This is a genomic window from Solimonas aquatica, from assembly GCF_900111015.1.
GTDB classification, from domain to species: domain Bacteria; phylum Pseudomonadota; class Gammaproteobacteria; order Nevskiales; family Nevskiaceae; genus Solimonas; species Solimonas aquatica.
In genome coordinates this window covers 21,037-41,385 of sequence record NZ_FOFS01000012.1, presented here as the reverse complement: position 1 = coordinate 41,385, position 20,349 = coordinate 21,037, and the positions used below count along the sequence as shown (strand labels likewise).

At 64.9% G+C, this 20,349-nt stretch carries 34 protein-coding genes; 5 read left to right on the top strand and 29 right to left on the bottom strand.

Annotated elements, in window-relative coordinates; all coding sequences use genetic code 11:
• Positions 1-3 precede the first annotated feature (3 nt).
• From fdhD to BMY12_RS14985, 3 genes are all read left to right on the top strand, one after another.
• Positions 4-855, top strand: coding sequence for a formate dehydrogenase accessory sulfurtransferase FdhD (gene fdhD / locus BMY12_RS14995; RefSeq protein ID WP_093287970.1), 852 nt, complete (start codon positions 4-6; stop codon positions 853-855).
• Positions 852-1,076: a formate dehydrogenase subunit delta gene (locus BMY12_RS14990; protein WP_093287968.1), complete on the top strand. Its 225-nt coding sequence runs from the start codon at positions 852-854 to the stop codon at positions 1,074-1,076. The genes fdhD and BMY12_RS14990 overlap by 4 nt, the downstream gene beginning before the upstream one ends.
• Positions 1,077-1,178: 102 nt before the next feature.
• A complete protein-coding gene (locus BMY12_RS14985) occupies positions 1,179-2,096 on the top strand; it encodes an isoaspartyl peptidase/L-asparaginase family protein (protein ID WP_093287966.1) in 918 nt (305 codons plus the stop codon).
• On the opposite strand, the gene BMY12_RS14980 is transcribed toward BMY12_RS14985, so the two are convergent.
• Both BMY12_RS14980 and BMY12_RS14975 read right to left on the bottom strand, forming a co-directional pair.
• Positions 2,097-3,398 (bottom strand): adenylate/guanylate cyclase domain-containing protein, encoded by a 1,302-nt coding sequence (locus tag BMY12_RS14980; RefSeq protein WP_093287963.1) that lies wholly within the window; start codon positions 3,396-3,398, stop codon positions 2,097-2,099. It lies immediately after the preceding gene.
• Between the two features lie 4 nt (positions 3,399-3,402).
• On the bottom strand, positions 3,403-5,175 hold the full coding sequence (locus BMY12_RS14975) for a monovalent cation:proton antiporter-2 (CPA2) family protein (protein ID WP_093287961.1): 1,773 nt from the start codon (positions 5,173-5,175) through the stop codon (positions 3,403-3,405).
• A 145-nt stretch (positions 5,176-5,320) separates the two neighbouring features.
• Between BMY12_RS14975 and BMY12_RS14970 the strand changes: the two genes are divergently transcribed.
• Both BMY12_RS14970 and BMY12_RS14965 read left to right on the top strand, forming a co-directional pair.
• A complete protein-coding gene (locus tag BMY12_RS14970; protein WP_177189017.1) occupies positions 5,321-5,932 on the top strand; it encodes a type IV toxin-antitoxin system AbiEi family antitoxin domain-containing protein in 612 nt (203 codons plus the stop codon).
• An 8-nt stretch (positions 5,933-5,940) separates the two neighbouring features.
• Positions 5,941-6,843 carry a phospholipase A gene (locus BMY12_RS14965; RefSeq protein ID WP_093287958.1) on the top strand — a complete coding sequence of 301 codons (903 nt, stop codon included), beginning with the start codon at positions 5,941-5,943 and terminating at the stop codon, positions 6,841-6,843.
• Between the two features lie 47 nt (positions 6,844-6,890).
• Here BMY12_RS14965 and rplQ read toward each other — a convergent pair whose 3' ends face one another.
• The 27 genes from rplQ to rplC form a co-directional block, all read right to left on the bottom strand.
• Positions 6,891-7,277 (bottom strand): 50S ribosomal protein L17, encoded by a 387-nt coding sequence (rplQ, locus tag BMY12_RS14960; protein WP_093287956.1) that lies wholly within the window; start codon positions 7,275-7,277, stop codon positions 6,891-6,893.
• Between the two features lie 22 nt (positions 7,278-7,299).
• Positions 7,300-8,280: a DNA-directed RNA polymerase subunit alpha gene (locus tag BMY12_RS14955; protein WP_093287952.1), complete on the bottom strand. Its 981-nt coding sequence runs from the start codon at positions 8,278-8,280 to the stop codon at positions 7,300-7,302.
• A gap of 30 nt (positions 8,281-8,310) precedes the next feature.
• The gene (gene rpsD / locus BMY12_RS14950; RefSeq protein WP_093287949.1) at positions 8,311-8,931 is read right to left on the bottom strand and encodes a 30S ribosomal protein S4; all 621 of its coding nucleotides are present in this window, start codon (positions 8,929-8,931) and stop codon (positions 8,311-8,313) included.
• A gap of 13 nt (positions 8,932-8,944) precedes the next feature.
• Positions 8,945-9,343: a 30S ribosomal protein S11 gene (gene rpsK, locus BMY12_RS14945; RefSeq protein ID WP_093287946.1), complete on the bottom strand. Its 399-nt coding sequence runs from the start codon at positions 9,341-9,343 to the stop codon at positions 8,945-8,947.
• A 19-nt stretch (positions 9,344-9,362) separates the two neighbouring features.
• Positions 9,363-9,734 carry a 30S ribosomal protein S13 gene (gene rpsM / locus BMY12_RS14940; RefSeq protein ID WP_093287944.1) on the bottom strand — a complete coding sequence of 124 codons (372 nt, stop codon included), beginning with the start codon at positions 9,732-9,734 and terminating at the stop codon, positions 9,363-9,365.
• A gap of 198 nt (positions 9,735-9,932) precedes the next feature.
• Complete coding sequence (gene rpmJ, locus BMY12_RS14935) at positions 9,933-10,046, bottom strand: 50S ribosomal protein L36 (protein ID WP_020651319.1); 114 nt, start codon at positions 10,044-10,046, stop codon at positions 9,933-9,935.
• A 41-nt stretch (positions 10,047-10,087) separates the two neighbouring features.
• On the bottom strand, positions 10,088-11,434 hold the full coding sequence (secY, locus tag BMY12_RS14930; RefSeq protein ID WP_177189016.1) for a preprotein translocase subunit SecY: 1,347 nt from the start codon (positions 11,432-11,434) through the stop codon (positions 10,088-10,090).
• 14 nt (positions 11,435-11,448) lie between these two features.
• Complete coding sequence (rplO, locus tag BMY12_RS14925) at positions 11,449-11,880, bottom strand: 50S ribosomal protein L15 (RefSeq protein ID WP_093287941.1); 432 nt, start codon at positions 11,878-11,880, stop codon at positions 11,449-11,451.
• Positions 11,881-11,909: 29 nt separating this feature from the next.
• Positions 11,910-12,101 carry a 50S ribosomal protein L30 gene (gene rpmD, locus BMY12_RS14920; RefSeq protein WP_093287939.1) on the bottom strand — a complete coding sequence of 64 codons (192 nt, stop codon included), beginning with the start codon at positions 12,099-12,101 and terminating at the stop codon, positions 11,910-11,912.
• Positions 12,102-12,119: 18 nt separating this feature from the next.
• The gene (gene rpsE, locus BMY12_RS14915) at positions 12,120-12,635 is read right to left on the bottom strand and encodes a 30S ribosomal protein S5 (protein ID WP_093287936.1); all 516 of its coding nucleotides are present in this window, start codon (positions 12,633-12,635) and stop codon (positions 12,120-12,122) included.
• A gap of 3 nt (positions 12,636-12,638) precedes the next feature.
• A complete protein-coding gene (gene rplR / locus BMY12_RS14910; protein WP_093287933.1) occupies positions 12,639-12,995 on the bottom strand; it encodes a 50S ribosomal protein L18 in 357 nt (118 codons plus the stop codon).
• 96 nt (positions 12,996-13,091) lie between these two features.
• Positions 13,092-13,622 (bottom strand): 50S ribosomal protein L6, encoded by a 531-nt coding sequence (gene rplF / locus BMY12_RS14905; protein ID WP_093287930.1) that lies wholly within the window; start codon positions 13,620-13,622, stop codon positions 13,092-13,094.
• A 10-nt stretch (positions 13,623-13,632) separates the two neighbouring features.
• Positions 13,633-14,028, bottom strand: coding sequence for a 30S ribosomal protein S8 (gene rpsH / locus BMY12_RS14900; RefSeq protein WP_093287927.1), 396 nt, complete (start codon positions 14,026-14,028; stop codon positions 13,633-13,635).
• Positions 14,029-14,041: 13 nt separating this feature from the next.
• Complete coding sequence (gene rpsN / locus BMY12_RS14895) at positions 14,042-14,347, bottom strand: 30S ribosomal protein S14 (RefSeq protein WP_093287924.1); 306 nt, start codon at positions 14,345-14,347, stop codon at positions 14,042-14,044.
• A 12-nt stretch (positions 14,348-14,359) separates the two neighbouring features.
• On the bottom strand, positions 14,360-14,896 hold the full coding sequence (gene rplE / locus BMY12_RS14890) for a 50S ribosomal protein L5 (protein ID WP_093287920.1): 537 nt from the start codon (positions 14,894-14,896) through the stop codon (positions 14,360-14,362).
• Positions 14,897-14,907: 11 nt separating this feature from the next.
• Positions 14,908-15,234 (bottom strand): 50S ribosomal protein L24, encoded by a 327-nt coding sequence (rplX, locus tag BMY12_RS14885; protein WP_093287917.1) that lies wholly within the window; start codon positions 15,232-15,234, stop codon positions 14,908-14,910.
• Positions 15,235-15,247: 13 nt separating this feature from the next.
• Positions 15,248-15,613 (bottom strand): 50S ribosomal protein L14, encoded by a 366-nt coding sequence (rplN, locus tag BMY12_RS14880; protein WP_093287914.1) that lies wholly within the window; start codon positions 15,611-15,613, stop codon positions 15,248-15,250.
• 19 nt (positions 15,614-15,632) lie between these two features.
• Positions 15,633-15,905, bottom strand: coding sequence for a 30S ribosomal protein S17 (gene rpsQ, locus BMY12_RS14875; protein WP_093287911.1), 273 nt, complete (start codon positions 15,903-15,905; stop codon positions 15,633-15,635).
• Entirely contained in the window at positions 15,902-16,108 is a 207-nt protein-coding gene (gene rpmC, locus BMY12_RS14870; RefSeq protein WP_093287908.1) for a 50S ribosomal protein L29, read from the bottom strand. Before rpmC ends, rpsQ begins: the two co-directional genes overlap by 4 nt.
• Entirely contained in the window at positions 16,108-16,521 is a 414-nt protein-coding gene (gene rplP / locus BMY12_RS14865; RefSeq protein ID WP_093287905.1) for a 50S ribosomal protein L16, read from the bottom strand. The genes rpmC and rplP overlap by 1 nt, the downstream gene beginning before the upstream one ends.
• A gap of 38 nt (positions 16,522-16,559) precedes the next feature.
• Positions 16,560-17,249 (bottom strand): 30S ribosomal protein S3, encoded by a 690-nt coding sequence (rpsC, locus tag BMY12_RS14860; protein WP_093287902.1) that lies wholly within the window; start codon positions 17,247-17,249, stop codon positions 16,560-16,562.
• A 26-nt stretch (positions 17,250-17,275) separates the two neighbouring features.
• Positions 17,276-17,611, bottom strand: coding sequence for a 50S ribosomal protein L22 (gene rplV, locus BMY12_RS14855; RefSeq protein ID WP_093287899.1), 336 nt, complete (start codon positions 17,609-17,611; stop codon positions 17,276-17,278).
• Between the two features lie 12 nt (positions 17,612-17,623).
• Positions 17,624-17,896: a 30S ribosomal protein S19 gene (rpsS, locus tag BMY12_RS14850; protein ID WP_093287895.1), complete on the bottom strand. Its 273-nt coding sequence runs from the start codon at positions 17,894-17,896 to the stop codon at positions 17,624-17,626.
• Between the two features lie 12 nt (positions 17,897-17,908).
• On the bottom strand, positions 17,909-18,742 hold the full coding sequence (rplB, locus tag BMY12_RS14845; protein ID WP_093287892.1) for a 50S ribosomal protein L2: 834 nt from the start codon (positions 18,740-18,742) through the stop codon (positions 17,909-17,911).
• A 14-nt stretch (positions 18,743-18,756) separates the two neighbouring features.
• Positions 18,757-19,074 (bottom strand): 50S ribosomal protein L23, encoded by a 318-nt coding sequence (gene rplW, locus BMY12_RS14840; protein ID WP_093287889.1) that lies wholly within the window; start codon positions 19,072-19,074, stop codon positions 18,757-18,759.
• The gene (gene rplD, locus BMY12_RS14835) at positions 19,071-19,676 is read right to left on the bottom strand and encodes a 50S ribosomal protein L4 (RefSeq protein WP_093287885.1); all 606 of its coding nucleotides are present in this window, start codon (positions 19,674-19,676) and stop codon (positions 19,071-19,073) included. Before rplD ends, rplW begins: the two co-directional genes overlap by 4 nt.
• Before the next feature lie 22 nt (positions 19,677-19,698).
• A complete protein-coding gene (rplC, locus tag BMY12_RS14830) occupies positions 19,699-20,337 on the bottom strand; it encodes a 50S ribosomal protein L3 (protein ID WP_093287882.1) in 639 nt (212 codons plus the stop codon).
• Positions 20,338-20,349 lie beyond the last annotated feature (12 nt).

The following is a 20,349-nucleotide window of genomic DNA, read 5'->3' as shown; positions in this document are numbered from 1 at the left end:
GCCATGTCCGGCGCGCAGCCCCATACCGGCCTGGTCTCGCGGCGCGTGCGCCGCATCAGCGACGGACAGGCGCTGGAACTGGTGGAGGAACTGGCGGAGGAAGCCGCTGTTGCCCTGACCTTCAACGGCGAGCCGCATGCGGTGATGATGGCCACGCCGCTGGACCTGGAAGACTTTGCGCTGGGCTTTGCCTTGAGCGAGCGGATCATCGCCTCGCCTCAGGAACTGCTCGATTACCGGCGCACGGAACTGGACGGCGGCGTTCAGCTCTCGCTGCAGATTCCGCCGGAGCGCATGGCCGCGCTGCGCGGCCGCCAACGCAGCCTGGAAGGCCGCAGCAGCTGTGGCCTCTGCGGCCTGCGACAGATCGCCGATGCCCTGCGTCCGGCGCCGCATGCGGGCGCCGGCATCGTCATCGAGCCGCCCGCCCTGCAGCGCGCCTTGCGCGGCCTGCAGGAAGCGCAGCCGCTCAATGCCGCCAGCGGTGCGGTACACGCCGCGGCCTGGGCCGACGCGCAGGGCCGCCTGCTGGAGTTGCGCGAGGACGTGGGCCGGCACAATGCCCTGGACAAGCTGATCGGCGCACTGGCGCGCGCGGGCATCGATACCGAGCAGGGCTTTGTGCTGCTCACCAGCCGCGCCAGCTATGAGATGGTGCAGAAGTCCGCTGCCGTCGGCATCAGCCTGCTGGCGGCGATCTCGGCGCCCACCGCGCTGGCCGTGGAGCTGGCCGATGATGCCGGCATGACGCTGATCGGTTTTGCCCGCGGCGAGCGCTGCACGGTTTACACCCGGCCCGGACGCATGCGTCTGGCCGATGCGCGCAAGACACGCGCGGAAGGAATCCAGGGATGAGCAAAGAACATCTGGTGCACATGGCCAACGATATCGCCGATTTCTTCGCCGCCGAGCCGGATCGCGAAGTCGCCATCGCCGGCATCGCCGATCACATCCGCCGTTTCTGGGATCCGCGCATGCGTCGCCAGCTCGATGAACATCTGCTGGCGGGTGGCGAGGGCCTGCAAGCCCTGGCGCTGGCCGCCGCACAGCAGCTGGCCAGCGCCGGCAAGCACTGAGCGAAACACCGGAAGGCTGCGTGCAGCGGCGCTCGCTTACACTGGCCGCTGCGCGCGCCGCCGTTCGCGGCGCATCCTCCAAGCCGCAGGACCCTGAAAGCCTTGAGCAGCTCCTCCCCCATCCGCCTGGCGATCCACGGCGGCGCCGGCGATCTCGACGCCGTCAACAGCGACACCCGCGCCCATCGCGCCGCCTTGCACGCCATCGCGGGCGAAGGCCTGGCATTGCTGCGCAGCGGCGCCGGCAGCCTGGATGCGGTGGAGTTGATGGTGCAGCGCCTGGAGGAATGCCCGCTGTTCAATGCCGGCGTCGGCGCGGTGCTCAATCGCGATGGTCAGGTGGAACTCGATGCCGCGATCATGGACGGACGTGATCGTGCCTGCGGCGCGGTCACCGGTGTGCAGCGCGCGAAATATCCGGTGCGCCTGGCACGGGCGGTGATGGAACGCTCGCCGCATGTGATGTTCATGGGCGCCGGCGCCGATGCGCTCAACCGCGAGCTGGGCCTGGAGGAAGTGGCGCCGGAATACTTCATCACCGAGGAACGCTTCCATCAGCTCAAGGAAGCGCGTGCCAAGGGCGTGATCGTGCTGGATCACGACAGCGCCTTCGGCACCGTGGGCGCGGTGGCGCGGGATGCGCAAGGTCACCTCGCCGCCGCCACCAGCACCGGCGGACTCACCAACAAGCATCCGGGCCGCGTCGGCGACACGCCCATCATCGGCGCCGGCACCTTTGCCGACGATCAGACGGCGGCAGTGTCCTGCACCGGCACCGGCGAATGCTTCATCCGCGCCGGCTTCGGCTTTGCCGTGGACGCGCGCCTGCGTTACACCCCTGCGGATCTGGCCACCGCCTGCGCCGAGCAGCTCGACGCGGTGCGCGGCTACGGCGGACGCGGCGGCTGCATCGCCATCGACCGCCATGGCCTGCTGGCCCTGCCCTTCAACTCGCGTGCGATGTACCGCGCCTGGGTGGATGCCGATGGCGTGATCGGCGTGGCGGTCGGCGAAGACTGATCAATCCGGCAAGGCGTAGCGCAGCACCGGCTCGGAGAAGCCTTTCACCGGCATATGGCCGCGCTGCTGCAGCGCCTGGAGTCCCGCCAGTTCCGCCGTGCGTGCATCCAGCAGGATCTCGCCATTGCCGGCCTGCTCGCAAAGTCGCGAAGCCAGATTCACCGCCGAACCCACCGCCGTGTATTCCAGGCGCGAGGCCGAGCCGATCACACCGACGGTGACCATGCCGGTGGCGACGCCCACGCCGATGCCCAGGGGGTGCGTGGCGCTGCTCCAGCGCGGCGTGAGCTGCAGCCCGACGGCGCGGATGCGCGCCGCCATGTCCAGGGCGCGACGCGCGTGATACGGCACCGGCAGCGGTGCACCGACCAGAATCAGGATGCCGTCGCCGGCAAAATCCTTGATGGTGGCTCCGTATTCGGAAACCACCGCGCCCACCGCGTCGTAATACTCGCGCAGCACCTGCAGCACCTGCGTGGACGGCTGCGCAGCGGCGTAGGGCGTGAAACCGCGCAGATCGCAGCAGACCACGCTGATCTCGCGCAGATTCTCCTGCATGGCCTGATCCAGGCCTTTTTCCGCGACCAGCTTGGCGACCTGCGGCGAAAGAAAGCGCGACATGAACTGCCCGCGCTGACCCTGCAGCACGTGGTAGTGCGTGGCGCCGATCAGAAAGATCAGCTCGCCGACGCTCACGGAGATCGCCGCGAACTTCAGTGACAGCACCGCGCCGGCGGCAATGAAAGGCACCGCGCCGGCCATGGCCAGCACACGCATGCGCTCGGCGGGATCGGGGCGACGCGCCAGCAGCAGGATGATGCCGGCCAGCCCGGCGATGATCGCGTACATCACCGGCAGCGCGAACAACCAGAAACCCGGCGCCAGCAGATTGTCGGCCGTGAGCCCCGCATGCAGAAAGTCGCGCAGGCGCACCTGCGGCCAGAGCAGCGAGAGCACGGCGTAAAGCAGGCCGCCGATCTGTCCGGAACGCAGCACGCGATCACCGAAGCGCGAGTCCATGCCGTCGGGCACCGGCAGCATGCGGCGCACACGCAGCAGCCACTCCAGCACGGTCACGATCACGCCCGCCTCGGGCAGGGCCAGCAGGCCGGCCCACCAGGCATCCACGGGAATGGGCGCGGTGGCGGGCAGCACCACATTGAGCGACAGCGACAGGCCCAGGAAGATGAACGCTGCGGCCAGCGCGCGCGAGGTGGGCGAGTCGCGGTCGGCCGAAACGAAAGCCAGGCCCATGCCCAGGGCGACCAGCGAGACAATCAGATAGGCCGTGGCGTCGAACATGGGCTCAGGCGCGACGCGCTTCCCGATCCGCCTGGTCGGAGGCGAACAGCTGCTGCAGCTCCTGCTCGGCCTCGCGCGCGGTCTGCGCCAGCTTCAGGCCATCCTCATGCGGCAGCTCATGCTGGCGGCGCAGCAGCTGTTCGTCGTGACGGCGGAACAGCTCGATGGCGTGATTGGCCGACTCCTCGGTGTCGCCCATATCGACGAGCAGCTTGCGCGCCATCACCAGCGAGGAGAAGTAGCTGCGGCGGATCACCTCGTGCACGCCCAGGTCCATGAGGCGCAGGGCGTGATTGCGGTTGATGGCGACCGCAAAGATGCGCAGCTGGGGAAAATTGCGGCGCACCACTTCGGCGACATGCAGCGAGGCTTCCACCTCGGGAATCGCCAGCACCATGAATTCGGCCTTCTCGGCATGCGCGGCACGCAGCAGATCCAGGCGGCTGGCGTCGCCGTAAAACACCTGGTTACCAAACTGCCGCACGAAATCCACCTGCTCGGAATCCTTGTCGAGCACGGTATAGGTGATGCCCTTGACGCGCAGCAGGCGCGCGACGATCTGCGCAAACGGGCCGAAGCCGATGATCAGCACCTGGCGCGGTTCGGTGTCGATGGTGTCGAAGGGCCGGGCCTCGCGGCGCTGGCGCAGCTTCACATGCAGCGAGAACAGCGGCGGCGTCAGGATCATCGACAGCACCACCACCAGCACCAGGCGCGCCGACAGCGTGGCATCCAGCACTTCGGCGCTCACCGCCGCCGAGAGCAGCACGAAGGCAAACTCGCCGCCCTGCCACAGCGAGGCCGCCAGCGCCGAAGGCGCGTCCCCGGACAAGCCGGCCAGGCGCGCGAGCAGCCAGAGTACGGCCGCCTTGATCAGCATCAGACCCAGCACCAGGGCCAGGATCTGCAGAGGCTCGGCGATCAGGGCATGCAGATCGGCCGACATGCCCACCGCCATGAAGAACAGTCCCAGCAGCAGGCCCTTGAAGGGTTCGATGTCGGCCTGCAGCTCGTGGCGGTATTCGGATTCGGAGAGCAGCACGCCGGCCAGAAACGCCCCCAGCGACATCGACAGCCCCACCGCTTCCATCGCCAGCGCGGTGCCGATCACGATCAGCAGCGCCGCCGCCGTGAACAGCTCCGGCGTCTGTGCCGCCGCCACGCGCCGCATCACCGGCCGCACCGCATAGCGCCCACCCAGCACCACCGCCGCGAACACCGCCAGCGTCTTGGCGGCGGTGAGCCAGCCGTGACCATCGTGATGCGTGGGCAATCCGGACGCCAGCAGCGGTACCAGCGCCAGAAACGGAATCACGCTCAGATCCTGGAACAGCAGGATGGCGAAGGCCATGCGGCCGTGGCGCGTGGTCAGCTCGCGACGCTCGGAAAGCATCTGCAGCACCAGGGCCGTGGACGACATGGCAAGGCCGAAGCCGGCCACCACCGCCGCGCGCGCCTCATAGCCCAGGGCCAGCGCGCCGGCGGCCAGCAGGGCCGTGCTGGCGCCCACCTGCAGCGCCCCGAAGCCGAACACGGCGCGGCGCATCGACCACAGGCGACTGGGCTGCAGCTCCAGGCCGATGATGAACAGCAGCAGGATGATGCCGTACTCGGCAAAACGCAGGATTTTCTCGACTTCGGTGATGAAGCCGAAACCGGCCGGACCGATCACGATGCCGGCGGCGACATAGCCGAGCACGGCCCCCAGACCCAGGCGCCGGAACAGCGGCACGAACAGCACCGCCGCACTCAGAAACAGCGCCATATCGATCAGCATTCGGCTTCTTTTGCCTTAAAAATCAATAAAAATAAAAAGTTAAGACGAAAATCTGTCCATGAAAGCACAATGTTCGCGCTTGCCTGCGAATCCATTATGTTTTTAAATATACAAACTTATTCAAAACTCCCTTTGTTGCTCACAGATGGATGAGCAGAGCAAGTCCGAGCGCATCTTAACGCTGGTACACCAGCTTGGCGTGCTGCGGCCCAAGGACCTGGCGCCGCATGGCATCCAGGCCGAGTACCTGCGCCGCCTTTGCGACAAAGGCCTGCTCAAGAAGCTGGGCCGCGGCAGCTATGTGGCGCCCGAGCGCCGGCTCTCGCCCAACCTGGCGCTGGCTCTGGTCGCACGCGCAGTGCCAGGTGGCGTCATCTGCCTGCAATCGGCGCTGGGCTTTCATGGCCTGCTGCCGCCCAATCCCCGCGAGGTGAGCGTGGCCATCGAGCGGCGCGCCGCCAAGCCGCGCCTGGACATGCCGGCGCTGCGCGTGGTGCGCCTGGGTGATGCGGCCTTCACCGAAGGCGTGGAAACGCATCTGCTCGATGGCGTGGAAGTGCGCCTGTACAGCCTGGAGAAGACGCTGGCCGACATGTTCAAGTTCCGCAACAAGATCGGCCCGCACAACGCCGTGGACGCGCTGCGCAGCGCGCTGGCCCAGCACCGGGTGGACCGCACCAGGCTGCGTCATTACGCGCACCTGTGCCGCGTGGAGCGCGTGATGCGGCCGTATGTCGATGCCCTGATGCAAGGTTAGGAGAGATCATGCCCCCGCGCCGCCACCGCGTCTCGCTGCTGGGCCTGATGCTGCTGATCGCCAGTCCGCAGATCCGCGCGCACGAAGCCGATCCGCAGAAGGATCAGGTCGGCAGCGGCGAGGCCTCGACGCAGGCCGCCGCAACGCCCGACGCGGGCTCATCGCTGTTCAGCAATCTGCAGCGCGACAGCGACGAGTTCACCCTGGTCAATACCCGGAACCGGCTCTCGCTGCACCGCCCGATGTTCATGATGCCGGCCACCTACAGCCCGCAGTACGAAGGCCGGCAGACCGAGTTCGAGTTCCAGCTGAGCCTGAAGCTGCGCCTGTTCAACCGCAATGTGTTCTTCGCCTACACCCAGAAGTCGTTCTGGCAGATCTACAACGGCCCCGACTCGCGGCCGTTTCGCGAAACCAATTACGACCCGGAGATCTTCTATCGCTGGCAGCCGCGGCTGGCCTTGTGCGAGGGCTGCGGTCTGGATGTCGGTGCCGAGCACGAGTCCAATGGCAAGGATCTGCCAGACTCACGTTCCTGGAACCGCCTGACCCTGGCCACCTACTGGCAGAGCGAACAGACCCTGCTGCATCTGAAGAGCTGGTATCGCCTTCCCGAGAAGTCCAAGCGCGATGCGCAGGACGCCGACGGCGACGACAACCCCGACATCGCGCACTACTACGGTTATGGCGAGCTGCGCCTGCAGCAACTGCTGGGCCACGATCAGCACGCCACGCTGATGCTGCGGGGCAATCCGCGCGAGGGCAAGGGCGCCGTGGAGTTCAGTTACAGCCTGCCTTATGGCGATGCGCTGTATCTGAACTTCTACGTGTTCAACGGCTACGGCGAGAGCCTGATCGACTACAACCGCAGCATCACGCGCCTGGGCATCGGCCTGATGCTGGCGCGCTGAAACGAAAACGGGCGCCCCGAAGGCGCCCGTTTCCTTGCGAGTCGCGCTTACTGCTGCGCGGGCGCTTCGCTGGCCTTGGGGCGATCCACCAGCTCGACGTAAGCCATCGGCGCATCGTCACCAGCGCGGAAGCCGCACTTGAGGATACGCAGGTAGCCGCCGTTGCGAGCCTGGTAGCGCGGGCCGATTTCCTGGAACAGCTTCTGCACGGCGTCGCGGTCGCGCAGGCGCGAGAACACGATGCGGCGGTTGTGCAGGGAATCGGTCTTGGCGCGGGTGATCAGCGGCTCGGCCAGACGACGCAGCTCCTTGGCCTTGGGCAGGGTGGTCTTGATCAGCTCGTGCTCGAACAGGGCGACGGCGATGGCCTGCATCGTCGCCTTGCGGTGGCTGCTGGTGCGGCCGAAGGTACGGCCCGACATCTTGTGGCGCATGACTTGATTCTTCCTTCAGACCTTAGGCGGGCACCTTGGGCGAGGACCAGTTCTCGAGCTTCATGCCGAGATCCAGTTCGTGCGCCTTGAGGGCTTCCTTGATTTCGTTGAGCGACTTCTTGCCGAGGTTCGGCGTCTTCATCAGCTCCATCTCCGTGCGCTGCACGAGATCGCCGATGTAGTAGATGTTTTCCGCCTTGAGGCAGTTGGCGGAACGCACCGTGAGTTCCAGATCGTCGATGGGACGGAACAGGATGGGCGAGAGTTCCTTCTTGCCCGGCGCGCTGGCCGACTGCGCGGCCTCCGCTTCCAGATCCACGAACACCGAGAGCTGATCACGCAGGATGCGCGCGGCCAGACGCACGGCTTCCGCCGGGTCGATGCCGCCGTTGGTGTCGACGTCGAGGATCAGCTTGTCGAGGTCGGTGCGCTGCGCAACACGCGCACGCTCCACCGCGTAGCTGACGCGACGCACGGGGCTGTAGCTGGCGTCCAGCTTCAGCACGCCCACGCCGCGCGACTCTTCCTCGCGCACCACGCTCACCGCCGGCACATAGCCGCGGCCGCGCGTGACCTTGAGGGTCATCGACAGCTTGCCGCCGGTCAGGTGCGCGAGCACCAGATCGGGGTTGACGATTTCCACATCGTGATCGAGCTTGATGTCCGCGGCGGTCACCGGGCCCTTGCCGGACTTCTCCAGGCGCAGGGTGGCTTCATCGCGGGCATGCATGCGGATGGCGATGTTCTTGATGTTCAGCAGGATGTCGATGACATCCTCCTGCACGCCTTCCACCGCACTGTACTCGTGCACCACACCGTCGATCTGCACCTCGGTGATGGCAGCGCCGGGGATGGACGATAGCAGGATGCGGCGCAGGGCATTGCCCAGCGTATGGCCGAAGCCGCGCTCCATCGGTTCCAGCGCCACGCGGGCGTGGTTGGGCGACACAGCTTCGACTTCGATCTGGCGCGGCTTGAGCAGGTCTGCGACAACGTTCTGCATGATGTACCTCGTGACTTTGAGAGCCGGGTCTTACTTCGAGTACAACTCGACGACGAGCGCCTCGTTGATGTCCGGCAGGATCTGGTCGCGGGTCGGAACCGCCTTGAAGGTGCCCTTCAGGCCCTTCTCATCGACGTCCACCCAGTCCGGCAGGCCGGCCTGCGTGGCGATCGACAGCGCTTCGACGATGCGCGACTGCTTGCGCGAGGACTCGACGATCTCGATGACGTCGCCGGCCTTCACCTCGTAAGAGGGGATGTTGACCAGCTTGCCGTTCACCGCGACCGACTTGTGCGAGACCAGCTGACGGGCCTCGGCGCGGGTGCGCGAGAAGCCCAGGCGATAGACCACGTTGTCCAGGCGGGTTTCCAGCAGCTGCAGCAGCAGCAGACCGGTGGCGCCCTTACGCGACGAGGCCTTCTTGTAATAGTTGCGGAACTGACGCTCCAGCACGCCGTACATCTGCTTGAGCTTCTGCTTCTCGCGCAGCTGCAGGGCGTAGTCGGACAGACGCGGCTTGACGGCGCCGTGCTGACCCGGGCGGGTTTCCATGTTGCACTTGCTGTCGATGGCGCGGGCGCGCGACTTCAGCAGCAGGTCGGTGCCGGCACGGCGGGACAGCTTGCACTTGGGGCCAATGTAACGAGCCATTGTTCTTTACTCCTTACACGCGGCGGCGCTTGGCCGGGCGGCAGCCGTTGTGCGGGATCGGCGTGACGTCGGTGATGTTGGTGATCTTGAAGCCGGCGGCGTTGAGCGCACGCACCGCGGATTCGCGGCCCGGGCCGGGGCCCTTGACGCGCACTTCGAGGTTCTTCACGCCGTGTTCGGCGGCAGCCTGGCCGGCCTTGTCGGCGGCGACCTGCGCGGCGAACGGCGTGGACTTGCGCGAGCCCTTGAAGCCCGCAGCACCCGAGGTGCTCCACGACAGGGCGTTACCCTGACGGTCGGTGATCAGGATGATGGTGTTGTTGAAGGAGGCATGAATATGCGCCACCGCATCGGTGACGTTCTTCTTGACCTTCTTGCGCTTGGCCGCTGCGGCCTGATTCGGATTAGCCATTTGCGAGTCCCGTCCTCAATCAGGTTTTCTTGTTGGTGGCAACGGTGCCGCGACGCGGACCCTTGCGGGTACGGGCGTTGGTGCGGGTACGCTGACCGCGCACCGGCAGGCCACGGCGGTGGCGCTGACCGCGATACGAGCCCAGATCGACGAGGCGCTTGATGCTCATCGAGACTTCACGGCGCAGATCGCCTTCAACCGTGAACTTGCCGACCTCGGCGCGGAGCTTTTCCAGCTCGCCTTCGGTCAGGGTGCGGATCTGCACCGTGGGATTGATGCCGGCAGCCTCGCAGATTTCCTTTGCGCGGGTCTTGCCGATGCCGTAGATCGCCTGCAAGGCGATCACCGTGTGCTTCCTATCCGGGATGTTAACGCCCGCGATACGTGCCATGTTAAACCTCGATTATGGGTGCCAAACGCGCGAAAAGCCGCGCATTATATTGAAACTACAGCGCCTGTCCAACTTCACAACCTTTTACTGCCTTGCCTGGGCCATCCTTGGCGAGACCACACCGCCTGATCTGGCCCCAGCCACACCATCCATGGCGTGACCCAAAACCCGCCAAACGCCTTCGGCGCTTTGCGGGTCTCAGCCCTGCCGCTGCTTATGGCGGGGGTCGGTGCAGAGGATACGGACCACGCCATTACGGCGGACGACCTTGCAATTCCGGCAGATTTTCTTGACCGATGCACGGACTTTCATGATGGACCTCTTGAGCTAAACGAAGGGTTGCGGCCAGCGGATCAGACCGGACCCAGGGACTTCAGATTGGCCTTCTTCATCAGGCCTTCGTACTGGTGCGACATCAGATGCGCCTGCAGCTGCGCCATGAAATCCATCACCACGACCACCGTGATCAGCAGCGAGGTGCCGCCGAAGTAGAAGGGCACCGCGCTGACCGCCGAGCGCAGGATTTCCGGCACCAGGCAGATCACCAGGATGTACACCGAGCCCACCACGGTCAGACGGGTCAGCACGGTGTCGATGTACTTCGCGGTCATCGCGCCAGGGCGCACGCCAGGAATGAAGGCGCCGGACTTCTTCAGGTTCTCGGCGGTCTCGCGCGAGTCGAACACCAGCGCGGTGTAGAAGAAGCAGAAAAAGATGATCAGCAGACCGTACAGCAGAGTGTACAGGGGCTGGCCGGGCGAGAGCGCATTGGCCAGCTTCTGCAGGAAACCCGCCAGACCGCCGGTCGCACCGCCATTGCCGAAGAACTGCACCAGCGAAGCCGGGAACAGGATGATCGACGAGGCGAAGATCGGCGGAATCACGCCCGACATGTTGAGCTTGAGCGGCAGATGCTGGGTCTGCGCCGCGAAGATGCGGCGGCCCTGCTGACGGCGCGCATGGTGAATCGGAATACGGCGCTGGGCGCGCTCGAAGAACACCACGCCCCAGGTCACCAGCGCCACCAGTGCCAGCACCACCAGCACCGTGAAGCCGCCGATCGAGCCTTCGCTGACCAGCTGCGCGGTGGCGGCGAGCGCGCGCGGGAAGCCCGCGACGATGCCGGCGAAGATGATCATCGAGATGCCGTTGCCGATGCCGCGCTCGGTGATCTGCTCACCCAGCCACATCAGGAACATGGTGCCGGTCACCAGGGTGATCGTCGCCACGAACAGGAAGCTGAAGCCCGGGTTGATCGCCACGCCCGACTTCTGCAGCGCCAGCGCCGCGCCGAAGGACTGGAAGATCGCCAGTGCCAGCGTGCCGTAGCGCGTGTACTTGGTGATCTGGCGGCGGCCGGACTCGCCTTCCTTCTTCAGTTCCTTGAGCTGCGGCACGATGGTGGCCATCAGCTGCACGATGATGCTCGCCGAGATGTACGGCATCACGCCCAGAGCGAAGATCGACAGGCGATGCAGGGCACCGCCCGAGAACATGTTGAACATGTCCAGGATGGTGCCGTGGCTCTTGTTGAAAAGCGCCGCCAGCTGCACCGGGTCGATGCCCGGCACCGGGATGAAGCTGCCAATGCGGAACACGATGATCGCGCCGAGCAAAAACAGGAGGCGATTGCGCACCTCCCCGATCTTGCCCAGATCAGGAACCATCGAACCGCCCGGCGCTCCCGGTGCTTTAGCCATATGACCGAAGTCCCTTACTCAACACTACCGCCGGCGGCGAGGATCGCTTCCTTCGCGCCCTTGGTGACCAGCACGCCCTTGAGGGCGAGCTTGCGGGTCAGCGTGCCGCTCTTGATGACCTTGGCGGTCTCGGTGATCGCCGGCACCACGCTGGCAGCCTTGAGCACGGCGAGATCGATCTCGTCGGCCTTGAGCTTTTCCAGCTCGGAGAGGCGCACTTCCGCTGTCAGGGCCTTGATCGGCGACTTGAAGCCGCGCTTGGGCAGACGACGCTGGATCGGCATCTGGCCGCCTTCGAAGCCCAGCTTGTGGTAGCCGCCCTTGCGTGCGTGCTGACCCTTGTGGCCGCGACCGGCGGTCTTGCCGATGCCCGAACCGATACCACGGGCAACGCGGACCTTCTTGGTCTTGGCGCCCTTGGCCGGCTTGATGGTATTGAGTTTCATGTTCGTACTTTCCGCGTTGCGGTTCGTGCTCAGACGACTTCTTCGATCTGCAGCATGTAGGAGACCTTGCGCACCATGCCCAGGTTCTCCGGGGTGGCGGCCACCGTCACCGTCTGGTGGCGGCGGGTCAGGCCCAGGCCGCGCACGCACTGCTGGTGCACCGGCAGGCGCTTGGCGAGGCTGCGGATCAGCGTCAGCTTCAGCTGTTTATTGGCGGTCATGACCGGTTCCTAAAAGTCTTAGCGGAGGATTTCTTCGACCGTCTTGCCACGCTTGGCGGCAATTTCAGACGGCAGATTCATCTTCGTCAGCGCGTTCATGGTGGCGCGCACGAGGTTGATCGGATTACGCGAACCCAGGGCCTTGGCGAGCACGTTCTGCACGCCGGCCACTTCGAACACGGCGCGCATCGCACCGCCGGCGATCACGCCGGTACCGTCCGAGGCCGGACGCACGAACACCTTGGCGGCGCCATGCGTACCCCAGTTCTCGTGCTGCACGGTGAGGCCCTTGAGCGGCACCGTCACCATGTTCTTGCGCGCCTGGTCCATGGCCTTTGAGATGGCCTGCGGCACTTCGCGCGCCTTGCCATAACCGAAGCCGACGCGACCGGCGCCGTCGCCCACCACGGTCAGCGCGGTGAAGGCGAACTGCTTGCCGCCCTTGACCGTCTTGGACACGCGGTTGACCGCGATCAGCTTCTCCTTGAGATCGCCGCCGCTCTGCTGTTCGTCGAAATGCTGCTGATTCGCCATGACTTAGAACTCCAGGCCGGCTTCACGCGCGGCGTCGGCCAGGGCCTTGATGCGGCCGTGATACTGAAAACCCGCGCGGTCGAACGCGACCTTGGTGATGCCCTTTTCCTTGGCGCGTGCGGCAATCGCCTCGCCCACCTTCTTGGCGGCTTCGACGTTGCCGGTCGCTTCCAGGCCTTCGACCACCGACTTCTCGACGGTGGAGGCGGCCACGACCGTGACGCTGGCATCCGGCGCGATGATCTGCGCATAGATGTGCTTGGGCGTGCGATGCACGGCCAGGCGATGCACACCCAGCTCGCGGATATGGGCGCGCGTGCGGCGGGCACGGCGCAGGCGGATCTGCTTTTTGTCCTTCATGATTCCAACTTTTTGGTTCTGACCAAAATGTTTGCGGGATTAAGTACGGCCCATCTGCGCAGTGCCGTCCGAAGGTGGACGAACCACGCGAGCGCGTTACTTCTTCTTCGCTTCCTTGAGTTCCACCTTCTCGGTGGAGTAACGCACGCCCTTGCCCTTATAGGGCTCCGGCGGACGGAAACCGCGGATGTCGGCGGCAACCTGGCCGACCATCTTCTTGTCCGCACCCTTGACGATGATTTCCGTCTGCGTCGGCGTTTCCACCGTGATGCCTTCGGGAATCGGGTATTCGATGGGGTGCGAGAAGCCCAGCGACAGGTTGAGCTTCTTGCCGGCGGTGGCGGCGCGATAACCCACGCCCACCAGGTTCAGCTTCTTCTCGTAACCCTTGCTCACGCCGACCACGGCGTTGTTGAGCAGGGCGCGGAAGGTGCCGGCCATCATGTTGTCGGCAGCCACCGAGGCGGCGCTGACGGTGACGGTGTCACCCTGCACTTCGATCTCGACCTTGGCCGGCACATTGACGACCACGGCGCTCTTGGCGCCCTTGACCGTCAGCAGGCCGCCGGTCTTGGAAACTTGCACACCGGCAGGCAGCTTGACCGGGGATTTGGCAACGCGGGACATTGAATTCTCCTTAGGCGACGATGCACAGCACCTCGCCACCGAGACCGGCAGCGCGCGCCTTGCGATCGCTCAGCACACCGCTGGGCGTGGAGACGATGGCGACACCCAGGCCGCCAAGCACCTTGGGCAGTTCGTCCTTGCCCTTGTACACGCGCAGCGCCGGCTTGGACACGCGCTCGATGCGCTCGATCACCGGCTTGCCCTCGAAGTACTTCAGGGTCAGGCTGATGGTCTTCTTGGCGCCGTCGGCCACCACCGCGTAATCGGCGATGTAGCCTTCATCCTTCAGCACCGCCGCGATCGATTCCTTGATCTTGGACGAGGGCGAGGTCACCTGCTTTTTGCGCGCGGACTGCCCGTTGCGGATGCGGGTCAGGAAGTCGGCGATCGGATCGGTCATGCTCATGCTTCTAGTCCTCTTACCAGCTCGCCTTCTTCAGGCCCGGCACTTCGCCGCGGTTGGCGGCTTCGCGCAGCTTGTGACGCGCGAGGCCGAACTTGCGATACACACCGCGCGAGCGGCCGGTGAGCTGGCAGCGCTTGCGCTGGCGGCTCTTGGACGAATCACGCGGCAGCTTCTGGAGCGCGACCACGGCGGCGGCCTTGTCGTCGTCCGAAGCGGTCACGCTGGAAATGGTCGCCTTGAGCGCGGCGCGCTTCTTGGCGTGCTTCGCAGCCAGGGCAGCGCGCTTCTTCTCGCGCTCGATCATGTTGGTCTTGGCCATGTGATGTCTGCCTTACTTGCGGAACGGGAAGCTGAACGCTTCGAGCAGCGCCTTGCCCTGCTCGTCGGTCTTCGCCGTGGTGGTGATGGTGATGTTCATGCCGCGCAGCGCATCGACCTTTTCGTACTCGATTTCCGGAAAGATGATCTGCTCGGTGATGCCGAAGTTGAAGTTGCCGGCGCCATCGAAGCCGCGCGCCGAGATGCCGCGGAAGTCGCGGATACGGGGCAGGGCGACGGAGATCAGGCGCTCCAGGAACTCGTACATCTTCTCGCGGCGCAGCGTCACCTTGACGCCCACCGGATAGTTCTCGCGCACCTTGAAGGCGGCGATGGCGATGCGGGTCTTGGTGATCACCGGCTTCTGGCCGGCGATGGCGGTCATGTCTTCCACCGCCTTCTCGATGATCTTCTTGTCGTTGGTCGCTTCACCCACGCCCATGTTGAGCGTGATCTTGGTGATGCGCGGCACTTCCATCGCACCGACGCCGAGCTGCGTTTGCAGCTGCGAGGCCAGCTTCTCGCGATACAGGGTTTGCAGAGTCGCCATGGCTTTCTACCTTAGCCGTCCACCAGCTCTTGGCTGGACTTGAAAATGCGCACCTTGCGGCGCTTCTCACCGGTGCTTTCGACGCGATAGCCGATGCGGTCGCCCTTGCCGGTCTTCGGGTTGAAGATCGCGACATTGGAAATGTCGATGGGCATTTCCTTCTCGACGATGCCACCGGCCACGCCCGCGTTGGGGTTGCCGCGCTGGTGCTTCTTGGCAACGTTGACGCCTTCGACGACAACCTTGCCGCTGGCCAGTACCTGGGTCACCTTGCCGCGACGACCCTTGTCCTTGCCGGTGATGACGACGATCTCGTCGCCTTTCTTGATCTTGCTCATGATCGCTCTACCTTCAGATCACTTCGGGCGCCAGCGACACGATCTTCATGAAGCGGTCGCGCAGTTCGCGCGTCACCGGTCCGAAGATACGGGTGCCCAGCGGCTCCAGCTTGTTGGTCAGCAGCACCGCAGCGTTGCTGTCGAAACGGATCACCGAGCCGTCGGCGCGCTTGATCGGGAAGCGCGTGCGCACGACCACCGCGTCATGCACCTCACCCTTCTTGACCTTGCCGCGCGGAATCGCGTCCTTGACGGTGACCTTGATCAGGTCGCCAACGGCCGCGTAACGGCGGTAGGTGGAACCCTTGACCTGAATCACCTGCACTTCGCGCGCGCCGCTGTTGTCGGCGACGAGCAGAAAGCTTTCCTGTTGAATCATGGCGTGTGCTCCTGCGCTCTTAGGCGGCCGAACCGGTCTTCAGGATTTCAACGAGGCGGAAGCGCTTGGTGGCTGACAGCGGGCGCGTTTCCACGATCGCCACGGTGTCGCCTTCCTTGCACGCGTTGGTCTCGTCATGCGCGCGCAGCTTGGTGGAGCGGCGCAGCAGCTTGCCGTACAACGCATGGCGCTCGGTGCGCTCGACCAGGACCGTAATGGTCTTGTCGCCCTTGTTGCTCACCACGCGACCGACGATGCGGCGCTGGCTCTTGGTTTCGGTTTGCTCGCTCATTTCGCTTTCACCTGCTGCGCGATGGTCTTCACGCGCGCAATATTCTTGCGGGCCTCACGCACCAGATGCGGCTTCACCGCCTGGCCGGTGGCCTGCTGCATGCGCAGATTGAACTGCTCGCGGCGCAGCGCGGCGACTTCCTCGCCCAGCGCCTTTTCGTCCTTGCCACGCAGGGACTTCACGTATTCGGTTGACTTGGCCATTACATGATCGTCCGGTTGACGAAGCTGGTCTTCACGGGCAGCTTCGCCGCGGCCAGGCGGAATGCCTCGCGCGCGGTGTTTTCATCGACGCCTTCCATTTCGTAGAGCACCTTGCCGGGCTGCACCTTGGCGACCCAGTACTCGACGTTGCCCTTGCCGGAGCCCATGCGGACTTCCAGAGGCTTCTTGGTGACCGGCACGTCCGGAAACACGCGAATCCAGACCTTGCCGCCGCGCTTGATGTAGCGCGTGATCACGCGGCGCGCGGCTTCGATCTGGCGCGCGGTGACGCGGCCGGGTTCGGTCGACTTCAGACCCCACTCACCGAAGCTGACCTTGTTACCGACCAAGGCCATACCGGTGTTGGAACCTTTGCGTTGTTTGCGAAACTTGGTTCGCTTGGGCTGCATCATGGCAGTGTTCTTCCCGTTAAGACTGTTGCGTCGGGGTCTTAGGAGGCACGGGCCTCGGAGGCCTCGTCCTTCTTGTCGCCACGGCGGTCGGATTCGAAGACTTCGCCGGTGAACACCCAGACCTTGACGCCGATGACGCCGTAGGTGGTCTTGGCTTCGCCGGTGGCGTAGTCGACGTGGGCACGCAGGGTGTGAAGCGGCACGCGGCCTTCGCGATACCACTCGACGCGGGCGATTTCAGCGCCGTTGAGACGGCCGCCAACCTGGATCTTGATGCCGCCCGCACCCAGGCGCATCGCGTTCTGCACCGCGCGCTTCATGGCGCGGCGGAACATGATGCGGCGCTCCAGCTGCTGCGCGACGCTGTCGGCGATCAGCTTGGCGTCGAGTTCCGGCTTGCGGATTTCCTCGACTGAGATGTGCACGGAGTCGGTCTTCAGATTCATCATCTTGGCGACCTGGCCCTTCAGCTTCTCGATGTCCTCACCCTTCTTGCCGATCACGATACCGGGACGGGCGGTGTGGATGGTGACGCGCGCCGACTTCGCCGGGCGGTCGATCTGGATGCGCGAGACCGAGGCCTGCGACAGCTTGTTGCGCAGGAAATCGCGCACCTGCATGTCCTTCAGCAGGTTCTCGCTGTAGACCTTGCGCTCGGCGTACCAGTTCGAGGTCCAGGACGTGGTGATGCCCAGACGAAAACCGTTCGGATTGACTTTATGACCCATGAGTTCGCTCTCTCGTAACGCGGGCCTTAATGGCCGTCCGAAACCTTGATCGTGATGTGGCTGGTCGGCTTCAGGATGCGATCCGCACGACCCTTGGCGCGGGGCATGATGCGCTTGAGCACCGGCCCCTGGTCGATGTAGATCTCCTTGACCTTCAGCTCGTCCACGTCGGCGCCGTGATTGTTCTCGGCGTTGGCAATGGCGGACTCCAGCACCTTGAACAGGATGCGGGCCGGCTTGCGCGTGGAGTACTTGAGGATGTTGCGCGCCTCGTCCACGGGCTTGCCGCGGACCAGGTCGGCGATCGCGCGCGCCTTCTTCGGCGACAGGCGAACGAACTTCAAAATGGCTTGCGTCTGCATGGCTGCTGATCCTTAGCCTTCGGACTTCTTGTCGCCGTGACCCTTGAAGGTACGGGTCGGCGCAAATTCGCCGAGCTTGTGACCGACCATGTTGTCGGTGACGAACACCGGCATGTGGGTCTTGCCGTTGTGCACCTGGATGGTCAGCCCGACGAAATCGGGCGTGATCATCGAACGGCGCGACCAGGTCTTGATCGGCTTCTTGACGCGCTGACCCGACATGACTTCCACCTTCTTGGCGAGGTGGTGATCCACGAACGGGCCCTTCTTTACGGAACGCGGCATGGCTATACCTGCTTACTTCTTGGAGTGGCGGCTGCGCACGATGAACTTCTGCGTGCGCTTGTTGTTGCGGGTCTTCAGGCCCTTGGTCTGCTGACCCCACGGCGTAACCGGATGCGGGTTACCCTGACCGGAGCGGCCTTCGCCACCACCGTGCGGGTGATCCACCGGGTTCATGACCACGCCGCGCACCGTCGGGCGGATGCCCTTGTGGCGCTTGGCGCCGGCCTTGCCGTACTGGCGCAGGTTGTGCTCGTTGTTGCCGACTTCACCCACCACCGCGCGGCAATCCGACTGCACCTTGCGCATCTCGCCGGAACGCAGGCGGATGGTGGCGTATTCGCCGTCGCGGGCGACCAGCTGGATGGCGGCGCCGGCGCTGCGCGCGATCTGCGCGCCCTTGCCGGGACGCAGCTCCACGCAATGCACGGTGGAACCGATGGGGATATTGCGCAGCGGCAGGGCGTTGCCGGCCTTGATCGGCGCGTCGCTGCCCGAGAGCAGGGTGTCGCCCACCGCCACGCCGCGCGGCGCGATGATGTAGCGGCGCTCGCCGTCGGCGTAGCACAGCAGCGCGATGTGGGCGCTGCGGTTGGGGTCGTACTCCAGACGCTCGACGCGGGCGGGCACGCCGTCCTTGTTGCGCTTGAAGTCGATCAGACGATAGTGCTGCTTCTGACCACCGCCCTTGTGACGGGTGGTGATGTGGCCGTTGTTGTTGCGGCCGCCCGAGCGGCTCTGCTTTTCGAGCAGCGGCGCGTGGGCTTCGCCCTTCCACAGACCGGGGGTGACCACCCGGACCTGGTGGCGCGCACCCGGCGACGTCGGTTTGAGCTGGACCAATGGCATGGTCGGTATCCTCTTTAGGCGGCCGCGCCGCTCAGGAGTTCGATCTCCTGGCCTTGCGCGAGCGTGACGTAGGCTTTCTTCCAGTCGGAGCGCTTGCCTTCAAAACGGCCGAAGCGCTTGTTCTTGCCCTTCACCACCAGGGTGCGCACCGCGCTGACCTTGACGTTGAAAAGCTTCTCGACGGCCTTCTTGATTTCCGGCTTTTCGGCATCCAGGGCAACCTTGAACACCGCCTGGTTGCGCTTCTCGGACACGCGGGTGCTCTTCTCAGAGATGACCGGTGCGATGATGACCTGATGCAGACGATCGGCCGAGGTCTTGAATTTGCTCATTGCAGCCAGGCCTCCAGCTTCTTGACCGCGTCGGCCGTGATCAGCACCTTCTCATGGCGCAGCAGGGCGACGGGATTGAGGGCTTCGACATCGCAGACCGCGACATGCGGCAGGTTGCGGGCCGAAAGGAAGAGGTTCTTGTCCAGCTCGCCGGTGACGATCAGGAGGTCCTGGACGCCCAGCTCGGCCAGACGCGCAGCCAGAGCCTTGGTCTTGGCGGCTTCCACCGGGAAGGTGTCGACCACGATCAGATGGTTCTGACGGGCCAGCTCGGCGACGATCGAGCGCAGGGCGCCGCGATACATCTTGCGGTTGACCTTCTGCGAGTGATCGCGCGGCACGGCCGCAAAGGTCTTGCCGCCGCCACGCCAGATGGGAGAGCGGATCGAGCCGGCGCGGGCACGGCCGGTGCCCTTCTGCTTCCAGGGCTTCTTGCCGCCGCCGGAAACCTCGCCCTTGGCGAGCTGCGCCTTGGTACCAGCGCGGCCGGCCGCCATGTAGGCGGTGACCACCTGGTGAATCAGCGGCTCGTTGTACTCGGCGCCGAAGACGGCGTCCGACACGCTCAGAGTGTTGGTGCTGTTATGCAGTTGAATATCCATAGCCGTTTTTCCCCAGTGAGCCTTATGCCTTCACCGTGGGGCGCACGATGACATCGCCATTCGTTGCGCCCGGCACCGCGCCCTTCACCAGCAGAAGGTTGCGATCCGTATCAATGCGGACCAGATCCAGGTTCAGCGCCGTAACGCGATCCGAACCCATGTGGCCCGCCATCTTCTTACCCTTGAACACACGGCCCGGCGCCTGACGCTGACCGATAGAACCCGGCGAGCGGTGCGACAGCGAGTTACCGTGCGTGGCGCGACCGCCGCCGAAGTTCCAGCGCTTCTGCACACCGGCGAAGCCCTTGCCCTTCGACACACCGGTCACGTCGACAGCCTTGATGCCGTCGAACACGCCCACCTTGATCTCGGCGCCCGTGGTCAGATCCGCACCCTCGCCTTCGGCGAGACGGATTTCCCAGAGGCCACGGCCGGCGGCGACGCCAGCCTTCTTGTAGTGGCCGGTCAGCGCCTTGTTGACGCGACCCGGCTTTTCTTCACCCACGGCCACCTGTACAGCGCGGTAACCATCGGTTTCCACCGTTTTGACTTGAGTCACGCGGTTGGGCGTGCACTCGATCACCGTCACCGGAATGGCAGAACCGTCTTCCTGGAAGACTCGGGTCATGCCGGCCTTGCGGCCCACAATTGCAATCGTCATGGTCCTTGTCTC

Coding starts and splice junctions, on each gene's coding strand:
- fdhD (WP_093287970.1), top strand. CDS start 4: ATGTCCGGCGCGCAGCCCCATACCGGCCTGGTCTCGCGGCGCGTGCGC.
- BMY12_RS14990 (WP_093287968.1), top strand. CDS start 852: ATGAGCAAAGAACATCTGGTGCACATGGCCAACGATATCGCCGATTTC.
- BMY12_RS14980 (WP_093287963.1), bottom strand. CDS start 3,398: ATGTTCGACGCCACGGCCTATCTGATTGTCTCGCTGGTCGCCCTGGGC.
- BMY12_RS14975 (WP_093287961.1), bottom strand. CDS start 5,175: ATGCTGATCGATATGGCGCTGTTTCTGAGTGCGGCGGTGCTGTTCGTG.
- BMY12_RS14970 (WP_177189017.1), top strand. CDS start 5,321: ATGGATGAGCAGAGCAAGTCCGAGCGCATCTTAACGCTGGTACACCAG.
- BMY12_RS14965 (WP_093287958.1), top strand. CDS start 5,941: ATGCCCCCGCGCCGCCACCGCGTCTCGCTGCTGGGCCTGATGCTGCTG.
- rplQ (WP_093287956.1), bottom strand. CDS start 7,277: ATGCGCCACAAGATGTCGGGCCGTACCTTCGGCCGCACCAGCAGCCAC.
- BMY12_RS14955 (WP_093287952.1), bottom strand. CDS start 8,280: ATGCAGAACGTTGTCGCAGACCTGCTCAAGCCGCGCCAGATCGAAGTC.
- rpsD (WP_093287949.1), bottom strand. CDS start 8,931: ATGGCTCGTTACATTGGCCCCAAGTGCAAGCTGTCCCGCCGTGCCGGC.
- rpsK (WP_093287946.1), bottom strand. CDS start 9,343: ATGGCTAATCCGAATCAGGCCGCAGCGGCCAAGCGCAAGAAGGTCAAG.
- rpsM (WP_093287944.1), bottom strand. CDS start 9,734: ATGGCACGTATCGCGGGCGTTAACATCCCGGATAGGAAGCACACGGTG.
- rpmJ (WP_020651319.1), bottom strand. CDS start 10,046: ATGAAAGTCCGTGCATCGGTCAAGAAAATCTGCCGGAATTGCAAGGTC.
- secY (WP_177189016.1), bottom strand. CDS start 11,434: ATGGCTAAAGCACCGGGAGCGCCGGGCGGTTCGATGGTTCCTGATCTG.
- rplO (WP_093287941.1), bottom strand. CDS start 11,880: ATGAAACTCAATACCATCAAGCCGGCCAAGGGCGCCAAGACCAAGAAG.
- rpmD (WP_093287939.1), bottom strand. CDS start 12,101: ATGACCGCCAATAAACAGCTGAAGCTGACGCTGATCCGCAGCCTCGCC.
- rpsE (WP_093287936.1), bottom strand. CDS start 12,635: ATGGCGAATCAGCAGCATTTCGACGAACAGCAGAGCGGCGGCGATCTC.
- rplR (WP_093287933.1), bottom strand. CDS start 12,995: ATGAAGGACAAAAAGCAGATCCGCCTGCGCCGTGCCCGCCGCACGCGC.
- rplF (WP_093287930.1), bottom strand. CDS start 13,622: ATGTCCCGCGTTGCCAAATCCCCGGTCAAGCTGCCTGCCGGTGTGCAA.
- rpsH (WP_093287927.1), bottom strand. CDS start 14,028: ATGAGCATGACCGATCCGATCGCCGACTTCCTGACCCGCATCCGCAAC.
- rpsN (WP_093287924.1), bottom strand. CDS start 14,347: ATGGCCAAGACCAACATGATCGAGCGCGAGAAGAAGCGCGCTGCCCTG.
- rplE (WP_093287920.1), bottom strand. CDS start 14,896: ATGGCGACTCTGCAAACCCTGTATCGCGAGAAGCTGGCCTCGCAGCTG.
- rplX (WP_093287917.1), bottom strand. CDS start 15,234: ATGAGCAAGATCAAGAAAGGCGACGAGATCGTCGTCATCACCGGCAAG.
- rplN (WP_093287914.1), bottom strand. CDS start 15,613: ATGATTCAACAGGAAAGCTTTCTGCTCGTCGCCGACAACAGCGGCGCG.
- rpsQ (WP_093287911.1), bottom strand. CDS start 15,905: ATGAGCGAGCAAACCGAAACCAAGAGCCAGCGCCGCATCGTCGGTCGC.
- rpmC (WP_093287908.1), bottom strand. CDS start 16,108: ATGGCCAAGTCAACCGAATACGTGAAGTCCCTGCGTGGCAAGGACGAA.
- rplP (WP_093287905.1), bottom strand. CDS start 16,521: ATGATGCAGCCCAAGCGAACCAAGTTTCGCAAACAACGCAAAGGTTCC.
- rpsC (WP_093287902.1), bottom strand. CDS start 17,249: ATGGGTCATAAAGTCAATCCGAACGGTTTTCGTCTGGGCATCACCACG.
- rplV (WP_093287899.1), bottom strand. CDS start 17,611: ATGCAGACGCAAGCCATTTTGAAGTTCGTTCGCCTGTCGCCGAAGAAG.
- rpsS (WP_093287895.1), bottom strand. CDS start 17,896: ATGCCGCGTTCCGTAAAGAAGGGCCCGTTCGTGGATCACCACCTCGCC.
- rplB (WP_093287892.1), bottom strand. CDS start 18,742: ATGCCATTGGTCCAGCTCAAACCGACGTCGCCGGGTGCGCGCCACCAG.
- rplW (WP_093287889.1), bottom strand. CDS start 19,074: ATGAGCAAATTCAAGACCTCGGCCGATCGTCTGCATCAGGTCATCATC.
- rplD (WP_093287885.1), bottom strand. CDS start 19,676: ATGGATATTCAACTGCATAACAGCACCAACACTCTGAGCGTGTCGGAC.
- rplC (WP_093287882.1), bottom strand. CDS start 20,337: ATGACGATTGCAATTGTGGGCCGCAAGGCCGGCATGACCCGAGTCTTC.